The 21,246-nt window shown below is 73.4% G+C and carries 20 protein-coding genes, 1 pseudogene and 1 riboswitch; of the genes and pseudogenes, 16 read left to right on the top strand and 5 right to left on the bottom strand.

Annotation, left to right across the window (positions count from 1 at the left end; genetic code table 11):
- Positions 1-29 precede the first annotated feature (29 nt).
- Entirely contained in the window at positions 30-965 is a 936-nt protein-coding gene (locus tag RV983_RS05015) for a hypothetical protein (RefSeq protein WP_475984549.1), read from the bottom strand.
- A 68-nt stretch (positions 966-1,033) separates the two neighbouring features.
- On the opposite strand from RV983_RS05015, the gene RV983_RS05010 reads away from it, so the two are divergent.
- Positions 1,034-1,582, top strand: coding sequence for a hypothetical protein (locus tag RV983_RS05010; RefSeq protein WP_475984548.1), 549 nt, complete (start codon positions 1,034-1,036; stop codon positions 1,580-1,582).
- A gap of 7 nt (positions 1,583-1,589) precedes the next feature.
- Here the strand turns inward: RV983_RS05010 and RV983_RS05005 are convergent, their stop codons facing one another.
- Complete coding sequence (locus RV983_RS05005) at positions 1,590-3,251, bottom strand: IclR family transcriptional regulator domain-containing protein (RefSeq protein ID WP_475984547.1); 1,662 nt, start codon at positions 3,249-3,251, stop codon at positions 1,590-1,592.
- A 134-nt stretch (positions 3,252-3,385) separates the two neighbouring features.
- On the opposite strand from RV983_RS05005, the gene RV983_RS05000 reads away from it, so the two are divergent.
- From RV983_RS05000 to RV983_RS04940, 13 genes and pseudogenes are all read left to right on the top strand, one after another.
- The gene (locus tag RV983_RS05000) at positions 3,386-4,156 is read left to right on the top strand and encodes a CoA transferase subunit A (protein ID WP_475984546.1); all 771 of its coding nucleotides are present in this window, start codon (positions 3,386-3,388) and stop codon (positions 4,154-4,156) included.
- Positions 4,156-4,839, top strand: a complete 684-nt coding sequence (locus RV983_RS04995; protein WP_475984545.1) for a CoA transferase subunit B — start codon at positions 4,156-4,158, stop codon at positions 4,837-4,839. The genes RV983_RS05000 and RV983_RS04995 overlap by 1 nt, the downstream gene beginning before the upstream one ends.
- On the top strand, positions 4,836-6,029 hold the full coding sequence (locus tag RV983_RS04990) for a thiolase family protein (protein ID WP_475984544.1): 1,194 nt from the start codon (positions 4,836-4,838) through the stop codon (positions 6,027-6,029). Before RV983_RS04995 ends, RV983_RS04990 begins: the two co-directional genes overlap by 4 nt.
- A 10-nt stretch (positions 6,030-6,039) precedes the next feature.
- Positions 6,040-6,822, top strand: coding sequence for a protocatechuate 3,4-dioxygenase subunit beta (pcaH, locus tag RV983_RS04985; RefSeq protein WP_475984543.1), 783 nt, complete (start codon positions 6,040-6,042; stop codon positions 6,820-6,822).
- Positions 6,819-7,397 (top strand): protocatechuate 3,4-dioxygenase subunit alpha, encoded by a 579-nt coding sequence (gene pcaG / locus RV983_RS04980; protein ID WP_475984542.1) that lies wholly within the window; start codon positions 6,819-6,821, stop codon positions 7,395-7,397. The genes pcaH and pcaG overlap by 4 nt, the downstream gene beginning before the upstream one ends.
- A pseudogene (gene pcaB, locus RV983_RS04975) lies at positions 7,366-8,823 on the top strand (3-carboxy-cis,cis-muconate cycloisomerase); the annotation flags it as partial. The gene pcaG and the pseudogene pcaB, both read left to right, overlap by 32 nt.
- A gap of 72 nt (positions 8,824-8,895) precedes the next feature.
- On the top strand, positions 8,896-10,110 hold the full coding sequence (pcaDC, locus tag RV983_RS04970) for a bifunctional 3-oxoadipate enol-lactonase/4-carboxymuconolactone decarboxylase PcaDC (protein ID WP_475990221.1): 1,215 nt from the start codon (positions 8,896-8,898) through the stop codon (positions 10,108-10,110).
- Positions 10,111-10,117: 7 nt separating this feature from the next.
- On the top strand, positions 10,118-11,299 hold the full coding sequence (locus RV983_RS04965; protein WP_475984541.1) for a 4-hydroxybenzoate 3-monooxygenase: 1,182 nt from the start codon (positions 10,118-10,120) through the stop codon (positions 11,297-11,299).
- A 74-nt stretch (positions 11,300-11,373) separates the two neighbouring features.
- Positions 11,374-12,084, top strand: coding sequence for a molybdopterin-dependent oxidoreductase (locus RV983_RS04960; RefSeq protein ID WP_475984540.1), 711 nt, complete (start codon positions 11,374-11,376; stop codon positions 12,082-12,084).
- Entirely contained in the window at positions 12,026-12,772 is a 747-nt protein-coding gene (locus RV983_RS04955) for a cytochrome b/b6 domain-containing protein (RefSeq protein WP_475984539.1), read from the top strand. Before RV983_RS04960 ends, RV983_RS04955 begins: the two co-directional genes overlap by 59 nt.
- Before the next feature lie 233 nt (positions 12,773-13,005).
- Positions 13,006-13,455, top strand: a complete 450-nt coding sequence (locus RV983_RS04950; protein ID WP_475984538.1) for a phospholipase — start codon at positions 13,006-13,008, stop codon at positions 13,453-13,455.
- 134 nt (positions 13,456-13,589) lie between these two features.
- Positions 13,590-13,799 (top strand): HTH domain-containing protein, encoded by a 210-nt coding sequence (locus tag RV983_RS04945; RefSeq protein WP_319658245.1) that lies wholly within the window; start codon positions 13,590-13,592, stop codon positions 13,797-13,799.
- A 2-nt stretch (positions 13,800-13,801) separates the two neighbouring features.
- Positions 13,802-14,374, top strand: a complete 573-nt coding sequence (locus tag RV983_RS04940) for a Clp protease N-terminal domain-containing protein (protein WP_475984537.1) — start codon at positions 13,802-13,804, stop codon at positions 14,372-14,374.
- 686 nt (positions 14,375-15,060) lie between these two features.
- On the opposite strand, the gene RV983_RS04935 is transcribed toward RV983_RS04940, so the two are convergent.
- Entirely contained in the window at positions 15,061-16,326 is a 1,266-nt protein-coding gene (locus RV983_RS04935; RefSeq protein ID WP_475984536.1) for a D-arabinono-1,4-lactone oxidase, read from the bottom strand.
- A 217-nt stretch (positions 16,327-16,543) separates the two neighbouring features.
- Positions 16,544-17,041, bottom strand: a complete 498-nt coding sequence (locus tag RV983_RS04930; RefSeq protein ID WP_475984535.1) for a peptidylprolyl isomerase — start codon at positions 17,039-17,041, stop codon at positions 16,544-16,546.
- Positions 17,042-17,138: 97 nt separating this feature from the next.
- Here RV983_RS04930 and RV983_RS04925 point away from each other — a divergent pair, with 97 nt between their 5' ends.
- On the top strand, positions 17,139-17,777 hold the full coding sequence (locus RV983_RS04925) for a GNAT family N-acetyltransferase (RefSeq protein WP_475984534.1): 639 nt from the start codon (positions 17,139-17,141) through the stop codon (positions 17,775-17,777).
- Positions 17,778-17,813: 36 nt separating this feature from the next.
- On the opposite strand, the gene RV983_RS04920 is transcribed toward RV983_RS04925, so the two are convergent.
- The gene (locus RV983_RS04920; protein ID WP_475984533.1) at positions 17,814-18,821 is read right to left on the bottom strand and encodes an aldo/keto reductase; all 1,008 of its coding nucleotides are present in this window, start codon (positions 18,819-18,821) and stop codon (positions 17,814-17,816) included.
- Positions 18,822-19,730: 909 nt separating this feature from the next.
- Positions 19,731-19,930: riboswitch (cyclic di-AMP (ydaO/yuaA leader) on the top strand.
- A 4-nt stretch (positions 19,931-19,934) separates the two neighbouring features.
- Between RV983_RS04920 and RV983_RS04915 the strand changes: the two genes are divergently transcribed.
- Positions 19,935-21,074: a transglycosylase family protein gene (locus RV983_RS04915; protein ID WP_475984532.1), complete on the top strand. Its 1,140-nt coding sequence runs from the start codon at positions 19,935-19,937 to the stop codon at positions 21,072-21,074.
- Positions 21,075-21,246: the final 172 nt, after the last annotated feature.

Here is a 21,246-nt window from a genome sequence, read left to right as displayed (position 1 = left end):
CCGGAAACTGAGGGGACCTTGCTCTCCGGTCATTCGCGCAGGGGCAGCCGTACCAGTGGGGCGAGTTCGGCGTCGGTCGCCGGCCGGAGGGTCGACAGGACGCGGCGGGCCGCCGGGAGGCCGGTCCCGGCGCCCGGGCCGTGCGCGTACAGGGTCACCGTGCAGACCAGGCCGTCGCGGCGCAGCAGCAGCTCGCGTCGTTCGTAGGCGCCCTCGTACGTGATGAGTCGGCGGCCCCCGCCGTCGTCGGTGCAGCGGATCGTCTCACCGAAGGGGACGGGGCAGCCGCGGGCGTCCACGCGCCGGGTGTCGTGGCCGCTGCGTTCGACGGCCAGGTGCATGGCCGTGGTGCCGGGGCGTTCGTAGTCGGCGCCGAAGCCGTCCTCGCCCGCGCCCAGCACGCGCAGCGTCCAGCCCGGCGGCGGGTCGCCCACGCGCAGCAGGGCCCGGTCCACACCGTTGGCGCGGAGCCATGTGTCCAGGGTGGGCAGCCGCCCGGCGTCCCAGGCGGTCCAGGCCCCGCCGGTCGCGAAGAGGGCGGCCGCCGCGACGGCGGCGATCCGCGTCCGCGCGCCGGGAAGGAAGAGCGCAGCGGCGAGGGCGTAACAGAGTCCTCCCGAGACGCAGAGCACGAACCCGTTGCGCAGGCCGTCGACGTGCAGGCGCACCGCCACGGCGATCAGGACGCCGGCCGTGCCCGCCCCGAACACTCCGGCGGCCCACCCCCACACCCCGCCGCGCCGCTCCGTCACCGGTATCAGCCGGCGCGCCGCGAACCCCGGCGCCGCGAGGAGCGCCACAGCGACCGGTGCCCAGCACGCGGCCGCGACCACCCCCGCCGCCGGCCCGCCGCTGAACAGCCCGATCAGCACCGCCTCGAACCCGATCGCGGTGAGCGCGCAACCCATGAACCACACCGCGGTGAGGTGTACGAGCGCCGGCGCTGCCCTGTTCTTCGGGATCATGTCATGTGATCACGCACGCTCCGCGGCCCCGGTTCCCGCCGGTGCGACGGACGTTCTACGGTGGCGGCGTGGACGAGCGAGTGCGTCGCTATCGCTACGTGGGGCCGGCGGACCTCAGGGCCACCGCACGGCCCGAAGGGGCGGGGTGGCCGGTCCGCCGCACGGACGACTTCGCCGCCTGGGCCGCGGAGCAGACGTCGGCGGACCTGGCGGAGCCCTTCACCTATGTCGTCGACGTCGCCGGGGTGCTGCGTCTGGCGCCGCGCCGCAGTGAACACGTGGCCTGTGCCGGCGGTGGCGAGGTCCTGGGCGCCGGGGAGATCGCCTTCCGTGAAACGTCCGGGCAGTGGACGGCCGTCGAGGTCAGCAACCTCTCGACCGGTTACTGCCCGGACATCGTGTCGTGGCCCTCGGTCGCCCGTGCCCTGGACCGCGCCGGGCTGGGCCGTCCGCCCGCCTTCACGTACGCCGTGGTCTTCCGCCGCTGCGCCGGGTGCGGGGAGCGCGGCATCGTGCGCGAGGACGACTTCGTGTGCGTCTTCTGCGGGAGCGTGCTGCCCGGTGAGTGGAACGTGGACCCGTCCGACGGGGACGGCACGCCCTCGCCCCGGTCATGACGGCAGGTCAGGAGACGCCGACGCGGGCGTAGCGGCCCACGACGCGCAGGTCCTCCTCGATGCGGGCGGCGGCCTCACGGAGCGGGGGGAGGAGGTCGGCGCGGGACTGCTCGACGGTGCGGCGGCTGGCGTGCATCGAGACGTTGACGGCCGCGACGACGCGGCCGGAGCCGTCGCGCACGGGCACCGCGATCGACCGCAGGCCCTCCTCCAGTTCCTCGCTGACCAGCGCGTGGCCGTCGGTGGCGGCGGCGTCCAGGACGTCGTTCAGGGCTTGCGCGTCGGTGACGGTGTGCGGGGTGAGGGCGGCGCGGTCGGCGCCGGCGAGGAGGCGGGCGCGCTCACCGGCGGGCAGGCCCGCGAGCAGGACCCGGCCCATGGCGGTGGCGTAGGCGGGGAACCGGGTGCCGACGGTGATGTTGACGCTCATGATGCGGACGGTGGGGACCCTGGCCACGTACTGGATGTCCGTGCCCGACAGCACGGCCATGGAGGCGGAGTCGTGCACGTGCTCCACGAGGCCGACCAGGTGCGGCCCGGCGATCTGGGACAGGGTCAGCCGGGACAGATGGGCGCAGCCGAGCTCCATCACGTGCGGGGTGAGCCGGAAGAGCCGGTCGTCGGCGGCGACGTAGCCCAGGTGCTCCAGGGTGATCAGTGAGCGGCGCGCGGTGGCCCGGGCCAGGCCGGTGGCCTCGGCGACGGCGGTCAGCGGCAGTTCGGAGCGGCCCTCGCCGAACGCGGTGAGGACGGCGAGACCGCGCGCCAGCGATTCCACGAACTCGGGCCCGAGCTCCTGCTTGGAGGCCCGTGTCCAGGCCGCCGGAGTGGGGCCGGCCGGCGTGGCGGCGGGCGGGCCAGCGGGGGCGGCGAGCGCCCCCTCCATCGCGGCGACCGTCCCGCGCAGCCGCGGCAGCACCGCCGCCCGCAGCGAGCCGGCGCTGTGCCTGCTGGTGTGGCTGACCACGCTCACCGCGCACACCGCGGCGCCGGCCGGGTCGCGCACCGGTACGGCGACGGCGATCAGGCCGGGCTCGATGAGCTGGTCGTCCGCCGACCAGCCGTGCTCATGGGCGGTCCGGACGCGCTCCTCGAAGGAGGCGGCGCCCTCGTCGTGCCCGTCCGGCAGCGCGGGGAAGCCCGCGCCGTGGGGGTCGGCCGCCCGGCGCCGCCGCCAGCGGTCCCACTCCGCCTCGCCCCACCCGCAGGCGAACAGCGCGCCGGGCGCGCCCCGTTCCGCGGGCAGCAGATCCCCCAGCCGGAAGGTCAGCGACATGGCGCGGCGCCGGGTGACCTGGTGGACGAAGCGCACGCCGTCCCCGTCGGGGACCGCGATGGACACCGACTCGTCCAGGCCGTCCGCCAGCGCGTCCGCGAGCGGTCCCAGCAGTTCGGGCAGCCGGCTGGCGGCCAGATAGGCGTTGCCCAGCTCCATCAGCCGGGGGGCGAGGACCGCGTCCCGGCCTTCCAGCCGCAGATAGCCGGTGCGGGTGAGGGTGCTGACCACCCGGTCCACGGTCGAGCGGGCGAGTCCGGTGTCCCGTACGAGGTCGCCCACCGAGCGCCGTCCGTCGGCCGCCGAGAGCCCGCGCAGTACGGCGAGCCCCCGGAGGAGCGGGCCCACGGCCTCCTGCGGCGGGGGAGCGGTGGCGGGTGCGGGGGATGTCATGGGCGCTCCAGCATGGAGATGGGTCGTCGAAACCGTACCGCCCCGAGACGTTGACAGAGCGGGCGCCGGAGGATCACACTCGGGCACGAATCATTGTGAACTTAAGTTCACTGGACGAACAAGGGTGGCACAGGATGGACAAGGTGGTCGCCTCGGCCGCCGAGGCCGTGGCGGACGTCCATGACGGGGCGTCGCTGGCCGTCGGCGGTTTCGGACTGGGCGGCGTGCCCAACACGCTCATCCAGGCCGTCCATGACGCGGGGACCGGCGGCCTCGCGGTGGTCTCCAACAACTGCGGCGCGCTGGACTCCGGCCTCGCCGTCCTGCTCGCCGCGGGGCGCATCGCCCGGGTGACCGGCAGCTACATCGGCGCCAACAAGGAATTCGCCCGCCAGTACCTGGCCGGCGAGCTGGAGCTCGAACTCATCCCGCAGGGCACCCTCGCCGAGCGCCTGCGCGCCGGGGGCTGCGGCATCCCCGCCTTCTACACGCCCGCCGGTGTCGGCACACAGGTCGCCGACGGCGGCCTGCCCTGGCGGTACGACGGCGACGGCGGGGTGGTCCTCGCGTCCCCGCCCAAGGAGGTCCGCGCGTTCGACGGCGTCGAGTACGTCCTGGAGCGCGGCATCACCACCGACTTCGCCCTCGTCCGCGCCGCCAAGGGCGACCGGCACGGCAACCTGGTCTTCGCCAAGTCCTCCCGCAACTTCAACCCGCTCGCGGCCATGGCCGGCCGGATCACCGTCGCCGAGGTCGAGGAGCTGGTCGAGCCCGGTGAGCTCGACCCCGACCAGGTCCACCTGCCGGGCATCTTCGTCCAGCGGGTGGTGGCCCTCACCCCCGGGCAGGCCGCCGACAAGAAGATCGAGTTCCGTACGGTCACCGCGAGGGAGGTGTCGGCCTGATGGCCTGGACACGCGACGAGATGGCCGCCCGCGCGGCGCTGGAACTGCGCGACGGCGAGTACGTCAACCTCGGCATCGGCCTGCCGACGCTGATCCCCAACCACCTTCCCGCGGGCATCGAGGTCGTCCTGGAGTCGGAGAACGGCATCCTGGGCACCGGCCCCTTCCCGTACGAGGACGAGGTCGACCCCGATCTGATCAACGCGGGCAAGGAGACGGTCACCGTCCTGCCCGGTGCCGCGTTCTTCGACTCCGCACTGTCCTTCGGCATGATCCGCGGCGGCCACATCGACACGGCCGTACTCGGCGCCATGCAGGTCTCCGCCCGCGGGGACCTGGCCAACTGGGCCGTCCCCGGCAAACTGGTCACCGGCATCGGCGGTGCCATGGACCTCGTGCACGGCGCCCGGCGCGTGATCGTCACCATGACCCACACCGCCAAGGACGGAAGCCCCAAGATCGTCCAGGAGTGCTCCCTGCCGCTCACCGGCAAGGCGTGCGTCGACCGGATCATCACCGACCTGGGCGTCCTCGACGTCACCGACGACGGACTCGTCCTCGTCGAGACCGCTCCAGGCGTCGCCGTGGAGGAGATCCTGGAGAAGACCGCCGCCCCGGTCCGCACCCCCCAGGGCGCCGGCAACGCCGCCGTCGCCGCCACCGGCCAAGGAGGCCAGTCATGAGCCAGCAGTTGCGCGAGGTCTACATCGTCGACGCCGTCCGCACCCCGGTCGGCAAGTACGGCGGCGCCCTGTCCGGCGTGCGCCCGGACGACCTCGCCGCGCACGTCGTCGGCTCGCTCATGGCCCGCACCCCCGACCTCGACCCGGCCCGTGTCGACGACGTGTTCTTCGGCGACGCCAACGGCGCCGGCGAGGACAACCGTGACGTCGCGCGGATGGCCGTCCTGCTGGCGGGACTGCCCGTCACCGTCCCCGGCACCACCGTCAACCGGCTCTGCGGGTCCGGCCTGGAAGCCGTCATCCAGGCCGCCCGCGCGGTCGCCGTCGGCGATGTCTCCGTCGCCATAGCCGGCGGCGTGGAGTCCATGAGCCGCGCTCCCTGGGTGCTGCCCAAGCCCGAGCGCGCCTTCCCCGCGGGGCACCAGGAGATGTACTCCACCACCCTGGGCTGGCGCATGGTCAACCCGCGGATGAACCCGCAGTGGACCATCCCGCTCGGCGAGAGCGCCGAGCTGATCGCCGACCGGCACGGCATCACCCGCGAGCAGCAGGACGCCTGGGCCGTGGCCAGCCACGAGAAGGCCGCCCGCGCCTGGAAGGACGGCCTGTACGAGGGCGAGGTCGTCCCCCTCGACGGCGTGGACCTCACCCGCGACGAGACCATCCGCGACACCACCTCCATGGAGGCGCTCGCCCGCCTCAAGCCCGCCTTCCGCAAGGACGGCGGCACGGTCACCGCGGGCAACTCCTCGCCGCTGAACGACGGTGCGGCCGCCCTGCTGATCGTCGACGAGGAGGGACTGCGGGCCACCGGCCGCGAGCCGCTCGCCCGCATCCGCGCCTCCGCGGTTACCGGCATCGAGCCCGACTACTTCGGCCTCGCCCCTGTCGAGGCCGTGCGCAAGGCGCTGGCGAAGTCCGGCAAGGGCTTCGGCGACCTCAGCACCGTCGAGCTCAACGAGGCCTTCGCGGCCCAGGTGCTGGGCTGCCTGGCCGGCTGGCCGGAACTGGACCCGGCGCTCGTCAACCCGCGCGGCGGCGCCATCGCCGTCGGCCACCCGCTCGGCGCGTCCGGCGCCCGGATCGCCGGTGCCGTCGCCCACCAGCTCGCCGCCCGGGGCTCCGGCACCGGCCTGGCGGCCCTGTGCATCGGCGTCGGGCAGGGTCTCGCCCTGGTCCTGGAGAGGTAGGAGCGCCCGCATGGCCACCCCGCTCACGCAGGACGAGATCTCCCGCGAGATCGCGGAGGCACACGAGGCGTACGCCGGGCGCCTCGCGGACGGGGCGGCCGCCGAGCACCACCCCAGGCGTGGCTACGCCCCCTACCGCAGCAGCGTGCTGCGGCATCCCAAGCGGCCGCTGGTCGCCGCCGGTACGGCCGGCGGCGACCCCGAGGCCTTGGAACTCTCGGGACCCGTCTTCGGCGTCACCGACGTCACCGCCCTGGACCACGACCTCACCCGGCAGCACCAGGTCGAGCCGCTCGGCGAGCGGATACGGGTCACCGGGCGCGTCCTGGACCGGCGCGGCCGGCCCGTGCGCGGACAGCTCGTCGAGATCTGGCAGGCCAACGCCTCCGGCCGCTACGCCCACCAGCGCGACGACCACCCCGCCCCGCTCGACCCCGGCTTCACCGGGGTCGGGCGCACCCTGACCGGGGAGGACGGCGCGTACGAGTTCGTCACGATCAAGCCCGGCGCCTACCCCTGGCGCAACCACGTCAACGCCTGGCGCCCGGCCCACATCCACTTCTCGCTCTTCGGTACGGCGTTCGCGCAGCGCCTGGTCACGCAGATGTACTTCCCCGGCGACCCGCTCTTCGCCGGCGACCCCATCCTCCAGTCGGTCACCGACGACCGCGCACGGCGGCGCCTGGTCGCGGCCTACGACCACGACCTGTCCACCCCGGAATGGTCGCTGGGCTACCGCTGGGACATCGTCCTGGACGGACCGGCCGCCACCTGGGCCGAGGAGGGCCGATGACGCCGCCTCCCGCACCCCCCGGTCCCACGCCCTCGCAGACCGTCGGCCCCTTCTACGGCTACGCGCTGCCCTTCGCCAAGGGCGGCGAGCTGGCGCCCGCCGGGCACCCCGGTGCGATCACGGTCCACGGGTACGTCCACGACGGCGCGGGGCAGCCCGTCCCCGACGCGATGATCGAGGTCTGGCAGCCCGCCCCCGACGGCTCCCGGCACGGCGCCCCCGGCTCCCTGCGCCGCGACCCCGTGGACGGCGCGGTCATCGGCCGCGACGGACCGGCCTTCACCGGTTTCGGCCGCGTGCCCACCGACGCCGACGGGCACTACGCCTTCCGCACGCTGCCGCCCGGCGGCGTCCCGTATCTGTCGATGATCGTCTTCGCCCGCGGCCTGCTGCACCATCTGCACACCCGCGCCTATCTCGAGGACGCGGCCGGCGATCCGCTGCTCGGCTCGCTGGAGCCGGAACGGCGTGCCACGCTGGTCGCCACTTCGGACGGCGACGGCGTCCACCGCTTCGACATCCGCCTGCAGTACGACGGAGTGCATGAGGAGACGGTCTTCCTTGCCTTCGACTGAGCCCTTCGCCGACACCGGCCTGCTCTCCCCGGGCCGGGCCGGCACGCCTGTGGAGGAGGCGACGGGCGACGCCGCGTTCGTCCGCGGCATGCTCGACGCCGAAGCCGCGCTGACCCGCGCGCAGGCCGCGCTCGGTCTCGCACCGGCCTCCGCGGCGGCCGCGGTGACGGCGGCCGCGGCCGACACCGGCGGATTCGACGCGCGCGACCTCGCGCTGCGCGCCCGGCCGGGCGGCAACCCCGTCATCCCGCTGGTGGCCGACCTGACGGCGGCCGTGGGGGAGCGGGACGAGGCGGCCGCACCCTTTGTCCACCGCGGGGCCACCAGCCAGGACATCCTCGACACCGCGGCCATGCTGGTGGCCTCCCGGGCGCTGACGCCCCTGCTCGGCGATCTCGCCCGCGCCGCCCGCGCGCTCGGGCGGCTGGCCCGCGAGCACCGCGAGACGCCCATGGCCGGGCGCACTCTCACCCAGCACGCCGTCCCCACCACCTTCGGGCTCAAGGCGGCCGGCTGGCGCGCCCTCGTCCTGGACGCCCACGACCGCCTGACGGCCGTCCGCACCGCCCTGCCCGCGCAACTGGGCGGCGCGGCGGGCACCCTCGCGGCGTTCCACGCCTTCGCCGAGGCGAGCGCGGCGAGCGCGGTGAGCGCGGCGAGCGAGGCGGGCAGGGCGGGCGGCGCGGAGGGGGAGGAGGTTCCCGACCTCGGGGAGCGGCTGACGGCCGCGTACGCCGCCGAGACCGGGCTCGCCGAACCCGGGCTGCCCTGGCACACCCTGCGCACCCCCGTCGCCGACCTCGGCGCGGCGCTCGCGTTCACGGCGGGCGCGCTGGGCAAGATCGCGGCCGATGTCCTCGTACTGACCCGGACCGAGATCGGCGAGGTAGCCGAGGGCACCGGCGGGGACTCCTCCGCCATGCCCCACAAGGCCAATCCCGTGCGCGCCGCCCTCATCGCCGCCGCGGCCCGCCAAGTACCCGCGCTCGCCGCCGTGCTGCACGGCTCCCTGGCCGCCGAGGACGAACGGCCGGCCGGCGCCTGGCACGCCGAGTGGCAGCCGCTGCGCGAGGCCCTGCGCCTCGCCGGCGGCGCGGCGCAGGGCGCCGCCGAACTGGCCGAGGGACTGCGCGTCCACCCGCACCGCATGCGCGACAACCTCGACGCTACCGGCGGTCTCCTCGTCACCGAGCGCCTGGCCGCGGCCCTCGCCGCCGTGATCGGCCGCGGTGAGGCGAAGGAAGCGCTCGCCCGGGCCTCCCGCCGGACCGTCGAGGAGGGCATCGACCTCGGCGACGTCCTCGCCGAGGACCCCGCCCTCGCGGCCCTCCTCCCCAAGGACCGCCTGCGCGATCTCACCGATCCCACCCGCTGCACCGGCTCCGCGGCCGCCCTCGTCGACCGGGCCCTGCGCCGCCCCGACCCCCCGCCGGCGCCGGGCGGGTCCCGCTGGACCGAGACGTCCGCACGTCCGCAGGCCCGCACACGAGGAGGACGCATGAGCGGCAGCACATCGGCCGGCGCCGGGGAGCCACGGCTGCTGCACCACCGGGTGGACGGGGCGGCCGGGCGCCCGGCGTTGCTGCTGGGGCCGAGCCTGGGCACGTCGCTGGCGGTGTGGGACGCCCAAGTGCCCGCGCTCGCCCGCGACCACCGGGTGATCCGCTGGGACCTGCCGGGGCACGGCGGCACACCGGCCGGGCTGCTCCCGCCGGACCCCACGACGGCGGACCTGGGGCGGATGGTGCTGGAACTCGCCGACGCGCTCGGCGTCGGGCGGTTCGGGTACGCCGGCATCTCGCTGGGCGGCGCGGTCGGGACATGGCTGGCGATCCACCACCCGGAGCGGGTGACCTCGCTGGCCGTCCTGTGCGCCGCGGCCCGCTTCGGGACGCCGGAGGGCTGGCGTGACCGGGCCGCGCTGGTGCGGGCGAAGGGCACCGGGCCGGTCGCCGACACCACCGCGGCCCGCTGGTTCACCTCCGCCTCTGTCCCGGGCTCCGCGGCCGAGGCCCTCGTGGACGATCTGCGGGCCGCCGACCCGGAGGCGTACGCGCGGCTGTGCGAGGTGCTCGCCACGCATGACGTGCGGTCCGGCCTGGCCGCGATCACCGCGCCGACGCTCGTCGTCGCCGGCCGCGAGGACCCCGCGGCAACGGTGGCCGACGCAAGGGAACTCGCGGACGGCATCCCCGGCGCGAGCCTCACCGAGGTCGCGCACGCCGCGCACCTGGCCAACGTCGAGCGCCCGGGACCCGTACTGGCCGCGCTGCTCGGGCACCTGACGCCCGGTCCCGCCACCGACGACGGCTCCCGCCACGCCGCGGGCACGGCGGTCCGCCGCGCTGTGCTCGGCGACGCCCACGTGGACCGGGCGGTCGCCCGGACGACGGCTTTCACCGCGCCGTTCCAGGACTTCATCACCCGCTACGCGTGGGGCGAGATCTGGACCCGGCCCGGCCTCGACCTCAGGACCCGCAGCTGTGTCACGCTCACCGCGCTGGTGGCGCACGGTCACCTCGACGAGCTGGCCCTGCACGTCCGGGCCGCCCGGCGCAACGGCCTGACCCGGGAGGAGATCCAGGAGGTCCTGCTCCAGTCGGCCGTCTACTGTGGCGTGCCCGCCGGGAACGCGGCGTTCGCCGTCGCGAACCGCGTCCTCGAAGAGGAAGAACCAGAAGGTCCCGGAGAAGTACCGGAAGAGGGGGAGTAGCCCACCCATGCAGCCCCACCCCACCGTCGGCATCGTCGGCGGCGGCCCCGCCGGCCTGCTGCTCGCCCGGCTCCTGCACCGCTCGGGCATCGACTGCGTGGTCCTGGAGGGCCGGGAACGCGCCTATGTCGAGCACCGCCAGCGCGCCGGAATCCTCGAACAGAGCACGGTCGACGTACTGCGCTCCTCCGGCGCGGCCGGCCGGCTGGACCGGGAGGCCCTGGTCCACGACGGCATCGAACTGCGCTGGAACCGGCGCACCCACCGCCTGGACTTCCCCGCGCTCACCGGCGGCCGCCGCGTGTGGGTGTACGCGCAGACCGAGGTCGTCAAGGACCTCGTCGCCCTGCAGACCGAGGACGGCGCCCCGCTGGTGTTCGGCGCCACGGTGCGTGCGGTCGAGGGGGCCGACACGGACCGTCCGGTGGTCCACTACACCCACGAGGACCGCGACAAGATCCTGACCTGCGACTACGTCGTGGGCTGCGACGGCTTCCACGGTGTGACCCGCCGGGCGCTCCCGCACGGGGCGAGCCGGACGTACGAACGGGTCTACCCGTACTCGTGGTTCGGCATCCTCGCCGACGTCCCGCCGTCCAGTGACGAGTTGATCTACGCGCACTCGCCGCGCGGCTTCGCCCTGCACAGCATGCGCTCGCCCCAGGTCAGCCGGCTCTATCTCCAGGTGCCCAACGGCACCGACACCGACGACTGGTCCGACGAGCGGATCTGGGACGAGCTGGACGCCCGCTTCGCGATCGACGGCGACTGGAAGCTGGACCGGGGACCCATCACCTCCAAGGCGGTGCTGCCGATGCGCAGCTCCGTCACCGAACCCATGCGCTGGGGGCGGGTGCTGCTCGCCGGGGACGCCGCGCACATCGTGCCGCCCACCGGCGCCAAGGGACTCAACCTGGCCGCCGCCGATGTGGTCGTCCTGGCCAGGGCGTTCGCGCACCTGCGGGAGACCGGGTCGGAGGAACTGCTGGACGCCTACTCCGACACGTGCCTGCGCCGGGTGTGGCGGGCCGAGCAGTTCTCCTGGTTCATGACCACGACCCTGCACACCGACCCCGCGCACAGCGACTTCGACACCCGGCTCCAGATCAGCCAGCTCGACCGCATCGCCGCCTCCCGGCACGCGGCGGCCGAGCTGGCGGAGAACTACGCGGGTCTGGAGATCGGCTGACCGACCTATTACGCCTTGCTTACGGGGTGACCGGGCATTCTGTATCCGGCATTCCCGGGATTACGGTGAGGGACATGGAGAGCAAGGGCACGCCGGTCGGCCGACGCGTAGTGCTCGGCATGATCGGGCTGGGTGCGCTCGGCGTGGCGTTGGGCAGCCGGGCGCAGGACGGCCTGGACTCGGCGCTGTCGCAGGTGACGAGCAAGGACCCCACCGGTCTGACGGGACTGCTGCCGGGCGGCGGAGGATTCCGCTTCTACAACGTGACCAGCTCGATCCCGCACCGCGACGCCACGGACTACCGGCTGACCGTCTCCGGGCTCGTCGAGCGCCAGGCCGGGTACACCCTCGCCGATCTGCGGGCCATGCCGCAGACGCACATGGTGCGCGATGTCCAGTGCGTCACCGGGTGGCGGGTGGACGACACCGCCTTCGAAGGAGTGCGGCTGTCCCATCTGCTCGACCTCGCGGGCGTGCGGGACGGGGCCGGCGCCGTCCGCTTCACCTGCTTCGACGGTGCCTACACGGAGAGCCTGACCCTCGAACAGGCCCGCCGGGACGACGTGCTGGTCGCCCTGAGTATGCAGGGCAAGCCGGTGACGTCGGCCCACGGCGGCCCGGTGCGGCTGTACGTGGCGCCGATGTACTTCTACAAGTCGGCCAAGTGGCTCTCGGGCATCGAGGTCACCAAGGACGTGCAGCCCGGCTACTGGGAGCACTACGGCTATGACGTCGACGCCTGGGTCGGCCGCTCGAACGGACGCCACGATGCCCCGACTTCCTGAGTCCGTACGCCGTTTCACCCGGGCCGAGCGCTGGGTGCACCGCAGCACGGCGACGCTGATGACGATCTGCCTCTTCACCGCGGCGTCCCTCTATCTGCCGCCGCTCGCCGAGATCGTGGGCCGCAGGCGCCTGGTCGTCACCGTTCACGAGTGGTCCGGTATCGCGCTGCCGCTGCCCGCGCTCGCCGGTCTCGCCTCCCGCGCGTTCCGGCACGACCTGCGGCGGCTCAACCGCTTCATGTCCTATGACAAGACCTGGCTGAGGGCCGCCGTGCGCGGCCGGCTCTACCAGGGCCGCCCGGCGGGCAAGTTCAACGCGGGGCAGAAGCTCTACGCGGCCTTCGCGGCCGGGGCCGTGCTGGTGATGCTCGGCACCGGGCTGCTGATGATGTTCCCGCACCTGACGGCGGTGGTGTGGCGTACGGGGGCGACCTTCGTCCACGACTGGCTGGCGCTGGCCGTCGCGTTCGCGGTGGCGGGCCACTGGTGGATGGCGGCCCACGACGCCGAGGCGCGGCACGGCCTGCGTACGGGGTTCGTCACGCCGAATTGGGCGCGGCTTCACCACCCGCACTGGGACCATGCCAAGGATGCCGCGGACGCCGGAGGCACTTCGGACCAGCCGGCCGCGTCCGCCTCCGCCCCGTCCTCCGGTTTCGGCGGCCCGCCGGGCGCCCAGGGCTCCTGATCCCACGGGCCGGGAGGCCGTTCCCCCCGCTCCTGAACCGTTGGTGATGCGCCGTCGACGACTGACGTCGGCGGCGCTTCGGCATGTTCATGCGGATTTTGCCGTCTCGCGTCTACTCGCATAGACCCTCCCGGCGCGATCCTGATCCGGCACTTCCGCACCACCCGTGAGATTCCGCATCCGGTGCCACCCCCGTACCCGCGTGCCGCCGCGCGCCCGTCTCTGGAGACCCCATGCGCCGAATCACCACCGGCTTCGCCGCCACCGTGGCCGCCGTTGTCGCCACCGTCGTTCTGACCACGCCCGCCAACGCCGCTCCCGCCGACAAGACCCAGGTGCTGTCGAGCTGGACCCAGACCAGCGCCTCCAGCTACAACGCCTGGTGGGCCGCGCGTCAGAACCAGGCGGCCTGGTCCGCCTACGCCTTCGACTGGTCCACCGACTACTGCAGCACCTCCCCGGACAACCCCTTCGGTTTCCCCTTCGCGAACTCCTGCGCCCGGCACGACTTCGGTTACCGCAACTACAAGGCCGCCGGCGCCTTCTCGGCCAACAAGAGCAGGCTGGACAGCGCCTTCTACGAGGACCTGAAGCGCATCTGCGCCGGCTACAGCGGCGCCACCGCGACCGCGTGCAACGGCACCGCGTGGACCTACTACCAGGCGGTCAAGGCCTTCGGCTGACCGGTGCCCCGGCCCTTCCCCGTTCCGCCGCGCGCCCGGTCCTCCGTCACGGAGGACCGGGCGCCGCGCGTTCTCCCCGGCGCCCCTGTCAACTGCGGTTGACGTGTGCGGCTTGTCAACGTAAATTGACAGACATGACCGAGGCAACCGATCTCGCCGAACGCGCGGGAGACCGTGACCCGCGGATCGGGCTGCGGGCCGTCGCCGCACTGCGGCGGCTGCTGGAGCAGCTCGAGGCCGTGCAAGTCAGGAGCGCGCGCGCCAAGGGGTGGTCCTGGCAGGAGATCGCCCATGAACTGGGCGTCAGCAGGCAGGCCGTGCACAAGAAGTACGGGAGGAACTGAGGATGTTCGAGAGGTTCACCAAGAGCGCGCGCGACGTGGTGGAGGGCGCGCTCGGGCACGCCGGGAAGGCCCGGGACGAGGCGATCGCCGAGGAGCACCTGCTCTTCGCGCTGCTCGACGCGGAGGGCACCCGGGCCTCCGGCGTCCTTGCCGCACTGGGCGTGGACCGGCGCCGCGAGGCGCTGGAGGAGGCGATCGCGCAGACCCGCCGCCGCGGCGGGGTCTCACGGGCGGACGCCGAGGCGCTGGCCGGGCTCGGCATCGACGTCGCCGAGATCGTCGCCCGCGTCGAGGACGCCCACGGCGCCGGGGCGCTGTCCGTCGCACGCAGGCCCCGGCGGTGGCGTCCGGCCGGGCGCCCGCCGCTGACCCGGGGCGCGAAGACCGTACTGGAGCGCTCTCTGCGCGCCGCGACAGCCCGCAGGGATCGGCACATCGGTGACGAGCACATGCTGTTGGCGCTCGCCACCGGCCCGGGCGTGGTGGCCGACGTGCTCGCGGAGTTCGGCGCCTCGTGGGCCGACATCGAGCGCGTGCTCGGGGAGGACGACGAGGGCCGGGCCAGGGCGAGCTGACGGGCCGGCGACGCGTCGTGACCCACGTCACCGCGCCCACGGCCGCCCGCGGAGCCGTGTCCGTCCGGAGGGGGTGGCGACGGGCGGGTCGACGCGGCCGGCGTACGTGAACCGCTGTGGGGCGTCGATGCCTTCGCGGGGAACGTGCCGGGCTTCGGCCCCGAAACCGTGCCGGACGTCACGATGGACGCCGACGTCGATCCGGCGGCCCCGGTGCTCGTCCCCGAGGACGTGGGGGAGCGTGGCGGGCCGTTCGACCCGGTGCCGCGCTGCGCCCGGCGGGTGCGGGGTCCTCTGGAGTGCAGTGCGGTGGGCTTTCCGGCTTGCGGGCCGGGTGCGTGCCGAGGTCCTGCCGGGCCGGCGGGGGCGGCGGTTCGGTGGCTTCGCCGCACGGGACGCGGCGGCACGTCCGCCTCGTGGCACCGGGCGGTACGCGCTGCGCCCGGCGGGTGCGGGGTCCTCTGGAGGGCAGTGCGGTGGGCTTTCCGGCTTGCGGGCCGGGTGCGTGCCGAGGTCCTGCCGGGCCGGCGGGGGCGGCGGTTCGGTGGCTTCGCCGCACGGGACGCGGCGGCACGTCCGCCTCGTGGCACCGGGCGGTACGCGCTGCGCCCGGCCCTTGCCGGACCGGCTGCGCATCCGTCTCGTCCACCTGTGCCTCCGCCCGCCCCCGGCGGGGAGCGCGCCGGTCAGTGGCCGGGGAAGTACTCCCGCAGGTAGTCGTTGCGGAACGTGCCCGAGGGGTCCCTGCGGGCGGCGAGGGCGCGGAAGTCGTCGTAGCGCGGGTAGAGGGCCGGCAGGTCGGCGGCCGGAGTGGTGAAGAGCTTGCCCCAGTGGGGGCGGGCGGAGAACGGCCGCAGGGCCTGCTCGATCGCCTTGAGCGCGGGCAGGACGGCCGCCGTGTCGGGGATCCACGTGAAGTGGAAGGCGACGCTGTCGCGCCCGTACGCGGGGCTCAGCCACAGTCCGTCGGCCGCGATGCTGCGGATCTCGCCGATCTGCACGGCGGGCGCGAAGTGCTCGCGCACCTCCCACAGGGCGTCGAACGCCGCCGCGGCGTCCGCGCGGTCCACGAAGTACTCCGACTGGATCTCCTCGCCGCTGCTGGGCGTGAACTCCATGCGGAAGTGCGGCAGCCGCTCGAACCACGCGCCGACGTCGCCGTTCTGCGGCGTGCAGTGCGCGGCGGGCATGCCCGGGACGGGGTGCCGGGGCCCGTCGGCCAGGACGGCGCCGTACCACTCGCGCGGCGCCGGGGCCGGGGGCGCGGAGGGGTCCTCGACGCGCTCCTTGAGCCACACCTGCTCCAGCACGGGGTCCTGCCAGCGCGTGAACGCCGAGACGCTGTAGCCGGCGGACATCACCTCGGTGAAGTTCCGCCCCAGTTCCTCGCGCGGCATGTCGTCGTAGACCCACTGGCGTACGGAGAACGCGGGAAGCAGGTCCAGTGTCAGATGCGTCACGACGCCGAGCGCGCCGAGCGCCACCACGGAGCCTTCGAAGTCCGGGTCGCCGCGGCGGATCCCGACGTGCTCACCGTCGGCGGTGACCACGTCCAGCGCGCGGACGGCCCCGGCGAGGGACGCGTTCGTGGTCCCCGAGCCGTGGGTGCCGGTGGCGCACGCGCCGGCCACGGAGATGTGCGGGAGGGAGCCAAGGTTGTGCAGGGCGAAACCGGCGCGGTCGATCGTCCCGGCGATCTCGCCGAAGCGCAGGCCCGAGCTCACGGTCGCGGTGCGCGCGTCGGCGTCGATGTCGACGACGGGGGGCAGCGCCGCGGTGGAGACGTGGTCGCCGTCGGTGTCGGCGACGGTGCTGAAGGAGTGCCGGGTGCCCAGCGGCCGGATCCGCTCGGAGCGGGCCACGATGTCCTGCAGCGCGCCGACGGACTCCGGGGTGTGGAGCCGCCGTGCGTGGAAGGCGATGTTGCCGCCCCAGTTCTTCTCCGCGGACATCCGGGTCGTTCCTTTCCTTCGTGCGGCGCCCGGCGTACCGCGAGGCGGCCGGGGCTGTTCGGCGCCGTCCCGTTCAGCGGTGGCCGCGTGAGCGGCCCTGCCAGGAGTGATGGCGCCGATGGGAAATCGTACGCCGCTCCCGGTCGCCGCACCGGGGCGGGCGCCCGGCACCGGAGGCCGCACGGGGCGGCCCGGGTGCCGGGCGGCGGGACGTGGGTCAGGCGACCGTGCCGGACTTCGCGATCTCGATGCGGGCGTTGGTGCTGCCGCTGCGCGAGCCGAGCGACTCGATCTTCTTGACGATGTCCAGGCCCTCGACGACCTCGCCGAAGACGACGTGCTTGTTGTCCAGCCAGTCGGTGACGATGGTCGTGATGAAGAACTGCGAGCCGTTGGTGTTCGGGCCCGCGTTGGCCATCGACAGCAGGCCCGGCTTGGTGTGCTTGAGCTGGAAGTTCTCGTCGGCGAACTTCGCGCCGTAGATGCTCTTGCCGCCGGTGCCGTTGCCGGCGGTGAAGTCACCGCCCTGGAGCATGAAGTCCGGGATCACGCGGTGGAAGTGCGAGCCCTCGTAGCCGAAGCCGTTCTCGCCGGTGGCGAGCTCGCGGAAGTTCCGCGCGGTCTTGGGCACCACGTCGTCGAAGAGGGTGAAGACGATCCGTCCGGCGGGCTCGCCGTCGATCGTGATGTCGAAGTACACGTCGTTGTTGCTCATGCCGACATTTTCACATCCCCGGTCACCACTCCCGACCGCGCCCCGCGCGGGACACGCAGTTGACCAGCCGCGCGGCGGTGCGCATAGCATCCGGGGCATGCCGGAAACCGTGACCTTGCAGGGCCGACACGTCCGCCTGGAGCCGCTGACCGCGGACCACGCGGACGGGTTGCTGCGCGCCGCCCAGGAGTCCCGCGACAGCTACGGATTCACCTTGGTGCCGGACGAGCTGCCCGCCATGCTGCGGTACGTCCGGGACGCCCTGGCGGACCAGGCCACCGGCGCCGCACTCCCGTTCGCCGTGGTCGGCACCGCGCGCGGCACGCTGATCGGCTCGACGCGCTTCCTGGACCTCGACTACTGGACCGCCACCCCGGCCTGGCCCGCCGGCCGCGCCGCACCGCGCCCGGACGGCGTGCCCACGGTCGCGGAGATCGGCAGCACCTGGCTGTCCGCCTCCGCCCAGCGCACACCGTGCAACACCGAGGCCAAGCTCCTGCTGCTCACCCACGCCTTCGAGACCTGGGGCGTGCTGCGCGTCACCCTGAAGACCGATGCCCGCAACGCTCGCTCGCGCGCCGCGATCGAGCGCGTCGGCGGGCGCTTCGAGGGCATCCGCCGTGCCCACGTCCGTGCGACGGACGGCACCGTCCGCGACAGCGCCTACTACTCCGTCCTCCGGGGCGAGTGGCCCGGCGTGCGGGCCGCGCTGGAGGGCCGCCTCCAGGGGTCCTGACGGACGGGACCCCTGGGCGGCGACGCCCTGGCGGGACTACGGGATCTCGACGCCGCCCTGCGCCGACAGGCGGTCGATCTCGGTGAGTTCGGCCTCGCTGAGGGGCGCGGCGTCGAGTGCGGCGAGGTTCTGGTCGAGCTGCGCCACGCTGCTCGCGCCGATGAGGACCGAGACCACGCGCGGGTCGCGCAGGACCCAGGTGAGGGCAAGCTGCGCGAGGGTCTGGCCGCGTTCCCCGGCGATCTTGTTCAGGGCGTGGAGCAGGGTGAGCTTCTCGTCGGTGAGGGTGTCGCGCTTGAGGAAGTGGCCGAGGGCCATGCGGGAGTCCGCGGGGACACCGTCGAGGTAACGGTCGGTCAGCTGGCCCTGGGCGAGCGGCGAGTAGGCGATGAGGGCGGTCTCCGTCTCGCCGACGGCGTCGAGGACGCCCGCCTCGGGGCCGCGCTGCAGGAGGCTGTAGGCCGCCTGGTGGATCAGCAGCGGGGTGCCGAGTTCGCGGAGGATCTCGGTGGCCCGGCGGTGGGCGTCCGCGGGGTAGTTGGAGATGCCGGCGTACAGCGCCTTGCCCTGGCGGACCGCGGTGTCCAGGGCGCCCATGGTCTCCTCCAGGGGCGTGTCCGGGTCGAAGCGGTGGGAGTAGAAGACGTCGACGTAGTCCAGGCCCATGCGGCCGAGCGACTGGTCCAGCGAGGCCAGCATGTACTTGCGGCTGCCCCACTCGCCGTACGGGCCGGGCCACATGTCGTAGCCGGCCTTGCTGGCGATGAACAGCTCGTCGCGGTACGGGCGCAGGTCCTGGGCGAAGAGGGTGCCGAAGTTGGCCTCGGCCGAGCCGGCGGGCGGCCCGTAGTTGTTGGCGAGGTCGAGGTGGACGACCCCGCGGTCCACGGCGCGGCGCAGGACCGCGCGCTGGGTCTCCAGCGGCGAGGTGTCGCCGAAGTTGTGCCACAGGCCCAAGGAGACGGCGGGGAGCAGGACCCCGCTGCGGCCGGTGCGGCGGTACTGCATCGAGGCATAGCGGTCTTCGGCGGCGAGGTAGGGCACGCGGGGGCTCCCGGTCGGTGTGGCGATGTAAGAAAATGTTCGGGATTGGGAGGCTACCCCTGGCGGTTCTGCCGTGTCACCCGGGTTCCCGGCCGTCCCGCGCGCTGCCCGTGGCCCAGGTCACGGCGCCCGGCAGATACCGCCGTCACGCGGGGTCGGCGCAGGCTTCGGGTGTGGCCGGGCGTGGAGGGGGTGGGGTGCGCGGGGCGAGGGGGTCGCCCTCCTTCACGCGCAGCACGCCCGGCTGCATGTCCGAGTGCCGGGTGGAGCGCGCCCCCGGGCAGTCCCCTTACCAGACCCGGCCGTACTCGGTGCCCCCGCGCGTCGAGCACCTCGCCGCGGGTCGGCAGGAAGACCGCGGCCGCGCCGCCGGTCAGGCCCGCGGTGAGCGCCGCCGGGTCCTCGGTCGCCTCGACGGTGCAGCGGTGCTCCCGTCCGCGTTACCGGAGGGCGGCGACGCCGTCGGGAATCGACGGGTGCCGGTCATCGGTTGCCCCACTGGACACGACGACGTGTGCGGGCTCCATGAAGCCGTCGTGGAAGGCGGGTTGGGACGCCCCATGTCATGCCTTATCCGGCATCAAAGGTCGTAAGCGGACATATGCATCCACAGTGCATGCGTAGGCAATAGGCACGTGATGGGTGTCACGCGGCGAACACGCTGCGGCAGGTTTCGGCAACCCAACGTCGATTTAAGTTCCCCATATTCACCACCCGTGTACGGCCGTTTGCCCGGGGTCATTATTTCGCCTACGCAGAGCGGACGCCTCTCACGTAACGTCACAGAATTTATTGATCGACTTGCCGGTCGGCGATTGCTGTGATTTCGGACCTTGCCGGGGCGCGATGGCGTCGTTTAGCTTCCAAGTCCCGCAGGCCGGATGCCCGCGGGAATTCTTCCGAGTGGAACGCCTAATCCTGCCGCCACTCGTAAACCGGATGACAAGACCGCACGGCAGGAGCGGGGGACCCAGGTAGGTGCCGTTCCGTGTCACGGAACGGCTTGGGGTGAAGTCGCAGCGACGTGCCTTTGGTTGGCATGCCTCAACGCGGCCGGGCAGCTCCAGCCCGAACCCGACAGCTCACCTCGTAGGCGTCGGAGAGGAATTCCTCATGCCCGCAAAGGGAAAGCACCGTCGTCAGCGGACCAACCGTTTCGTCCGCATCGGCGCATTCGCCGGCACCACGAGTGCCGCGATCGCCCTTCCGGTCGTCGGCGCCACCGGTGCCCACGCCGCCCCGGTGAGCGTCTGGGACAAGGTCGCCAGCTGCGAAAGCACCAACAACTGGTCCATCAACACCGGTAACGGTTTCTACGGCGGCCTCCAGTTCACCCAGAGCACCTGGGCCGGATTCGGCGGCACCAAGTACGCCGCGCGTGCGGACCTCGCCACCAAGTCCGAGCAGATCGCCGTCGCCGAGAAGGTCCTGGCCGTCCAGGGCCCGCAGGCCTGGCCGGTGTGCGGCCCCAAGGCCGGTCTGACCAAGGCGATGGCCGACACCTCGGCCACCCCCGAGAGCGTCGCCGGCACCACCACCCCCAAGCCCGCCACCCCCGTGAAGGACACCGGGGCCGGCAAGCCCGCCGACTCCGCCTCCAAGCCGGCCACCGGCGACAGCTACAAGGTCGTCGGCGGCGACACCCTCTCCTCGATCGCGGACGCCCAGGACGTGACCGGCGGCTGGCACGAGTTGTACGCCGCCAACAGGTCCGTCATCGGCGCCGACCCCAACCTGATCCGCCCGGGCCAGGTCCTGGCGCTGAGCGGCGAGGTCAAGGTCGCCCTCCCGGACAAGCCCGCCGAGAGCACCCCCGCGCCGGCGAAGCCCGCCTCCTCGTCCGCCTCCGGCTACACGGCCCCGCTGGACCACGTCACGCTGGGCACCCCCTACCACCAGTCCGGTTCCATGTGGTCGAAGGGCTACCACACCGGTGTCGACTTCATCGCCTCCACCGGCACCAAGGTGAAGTCGATCGCGTCCGGCACCGTGGTCTCCGCCGGCTGGGGCGGCTCGTACGGCAACCAGGTCGTCATCAAGCACGCCGACGGCAAGTACTCGCAGTACGCCCACATGTCCTCGCTGTCGGTCTCGGCCGGCCAGACCGTCTCCGAGGGCCAGCAGCTGGGCCTGTCGGGCGCCACGGGCAATGTCACCGGCCCGCACCTGCACTTCGAGGTGCGCACCACCGCGTCGTTCGGTTCCGACGTCGACCCGCTCGCCTACCTCCGCGCGCACGGCGTCAGCGTCTGAGCGATCTGACTGCCCGTCATCCGGCGGTGACAAGTGCCCTGTTTCCCGCGCCGCGGGGGCAGGGCACTTGCCGTTGGCGAGTGACCGAAAACGGATCGAATATTTCCATTTCTGGTTTCTCTCGATCGAACGATCAGTAGCCTCTGAGCCACGCGGCCGTCCACACGGACGG

This window comes from Streptomyces sp. RLA123, assembly GCF_056270165.1.
The sequence above is the reverse complement of the archived record's forward strand: the minus strand, read 5'-3'. Positions and strand labels throughout refer to the sequence as shown.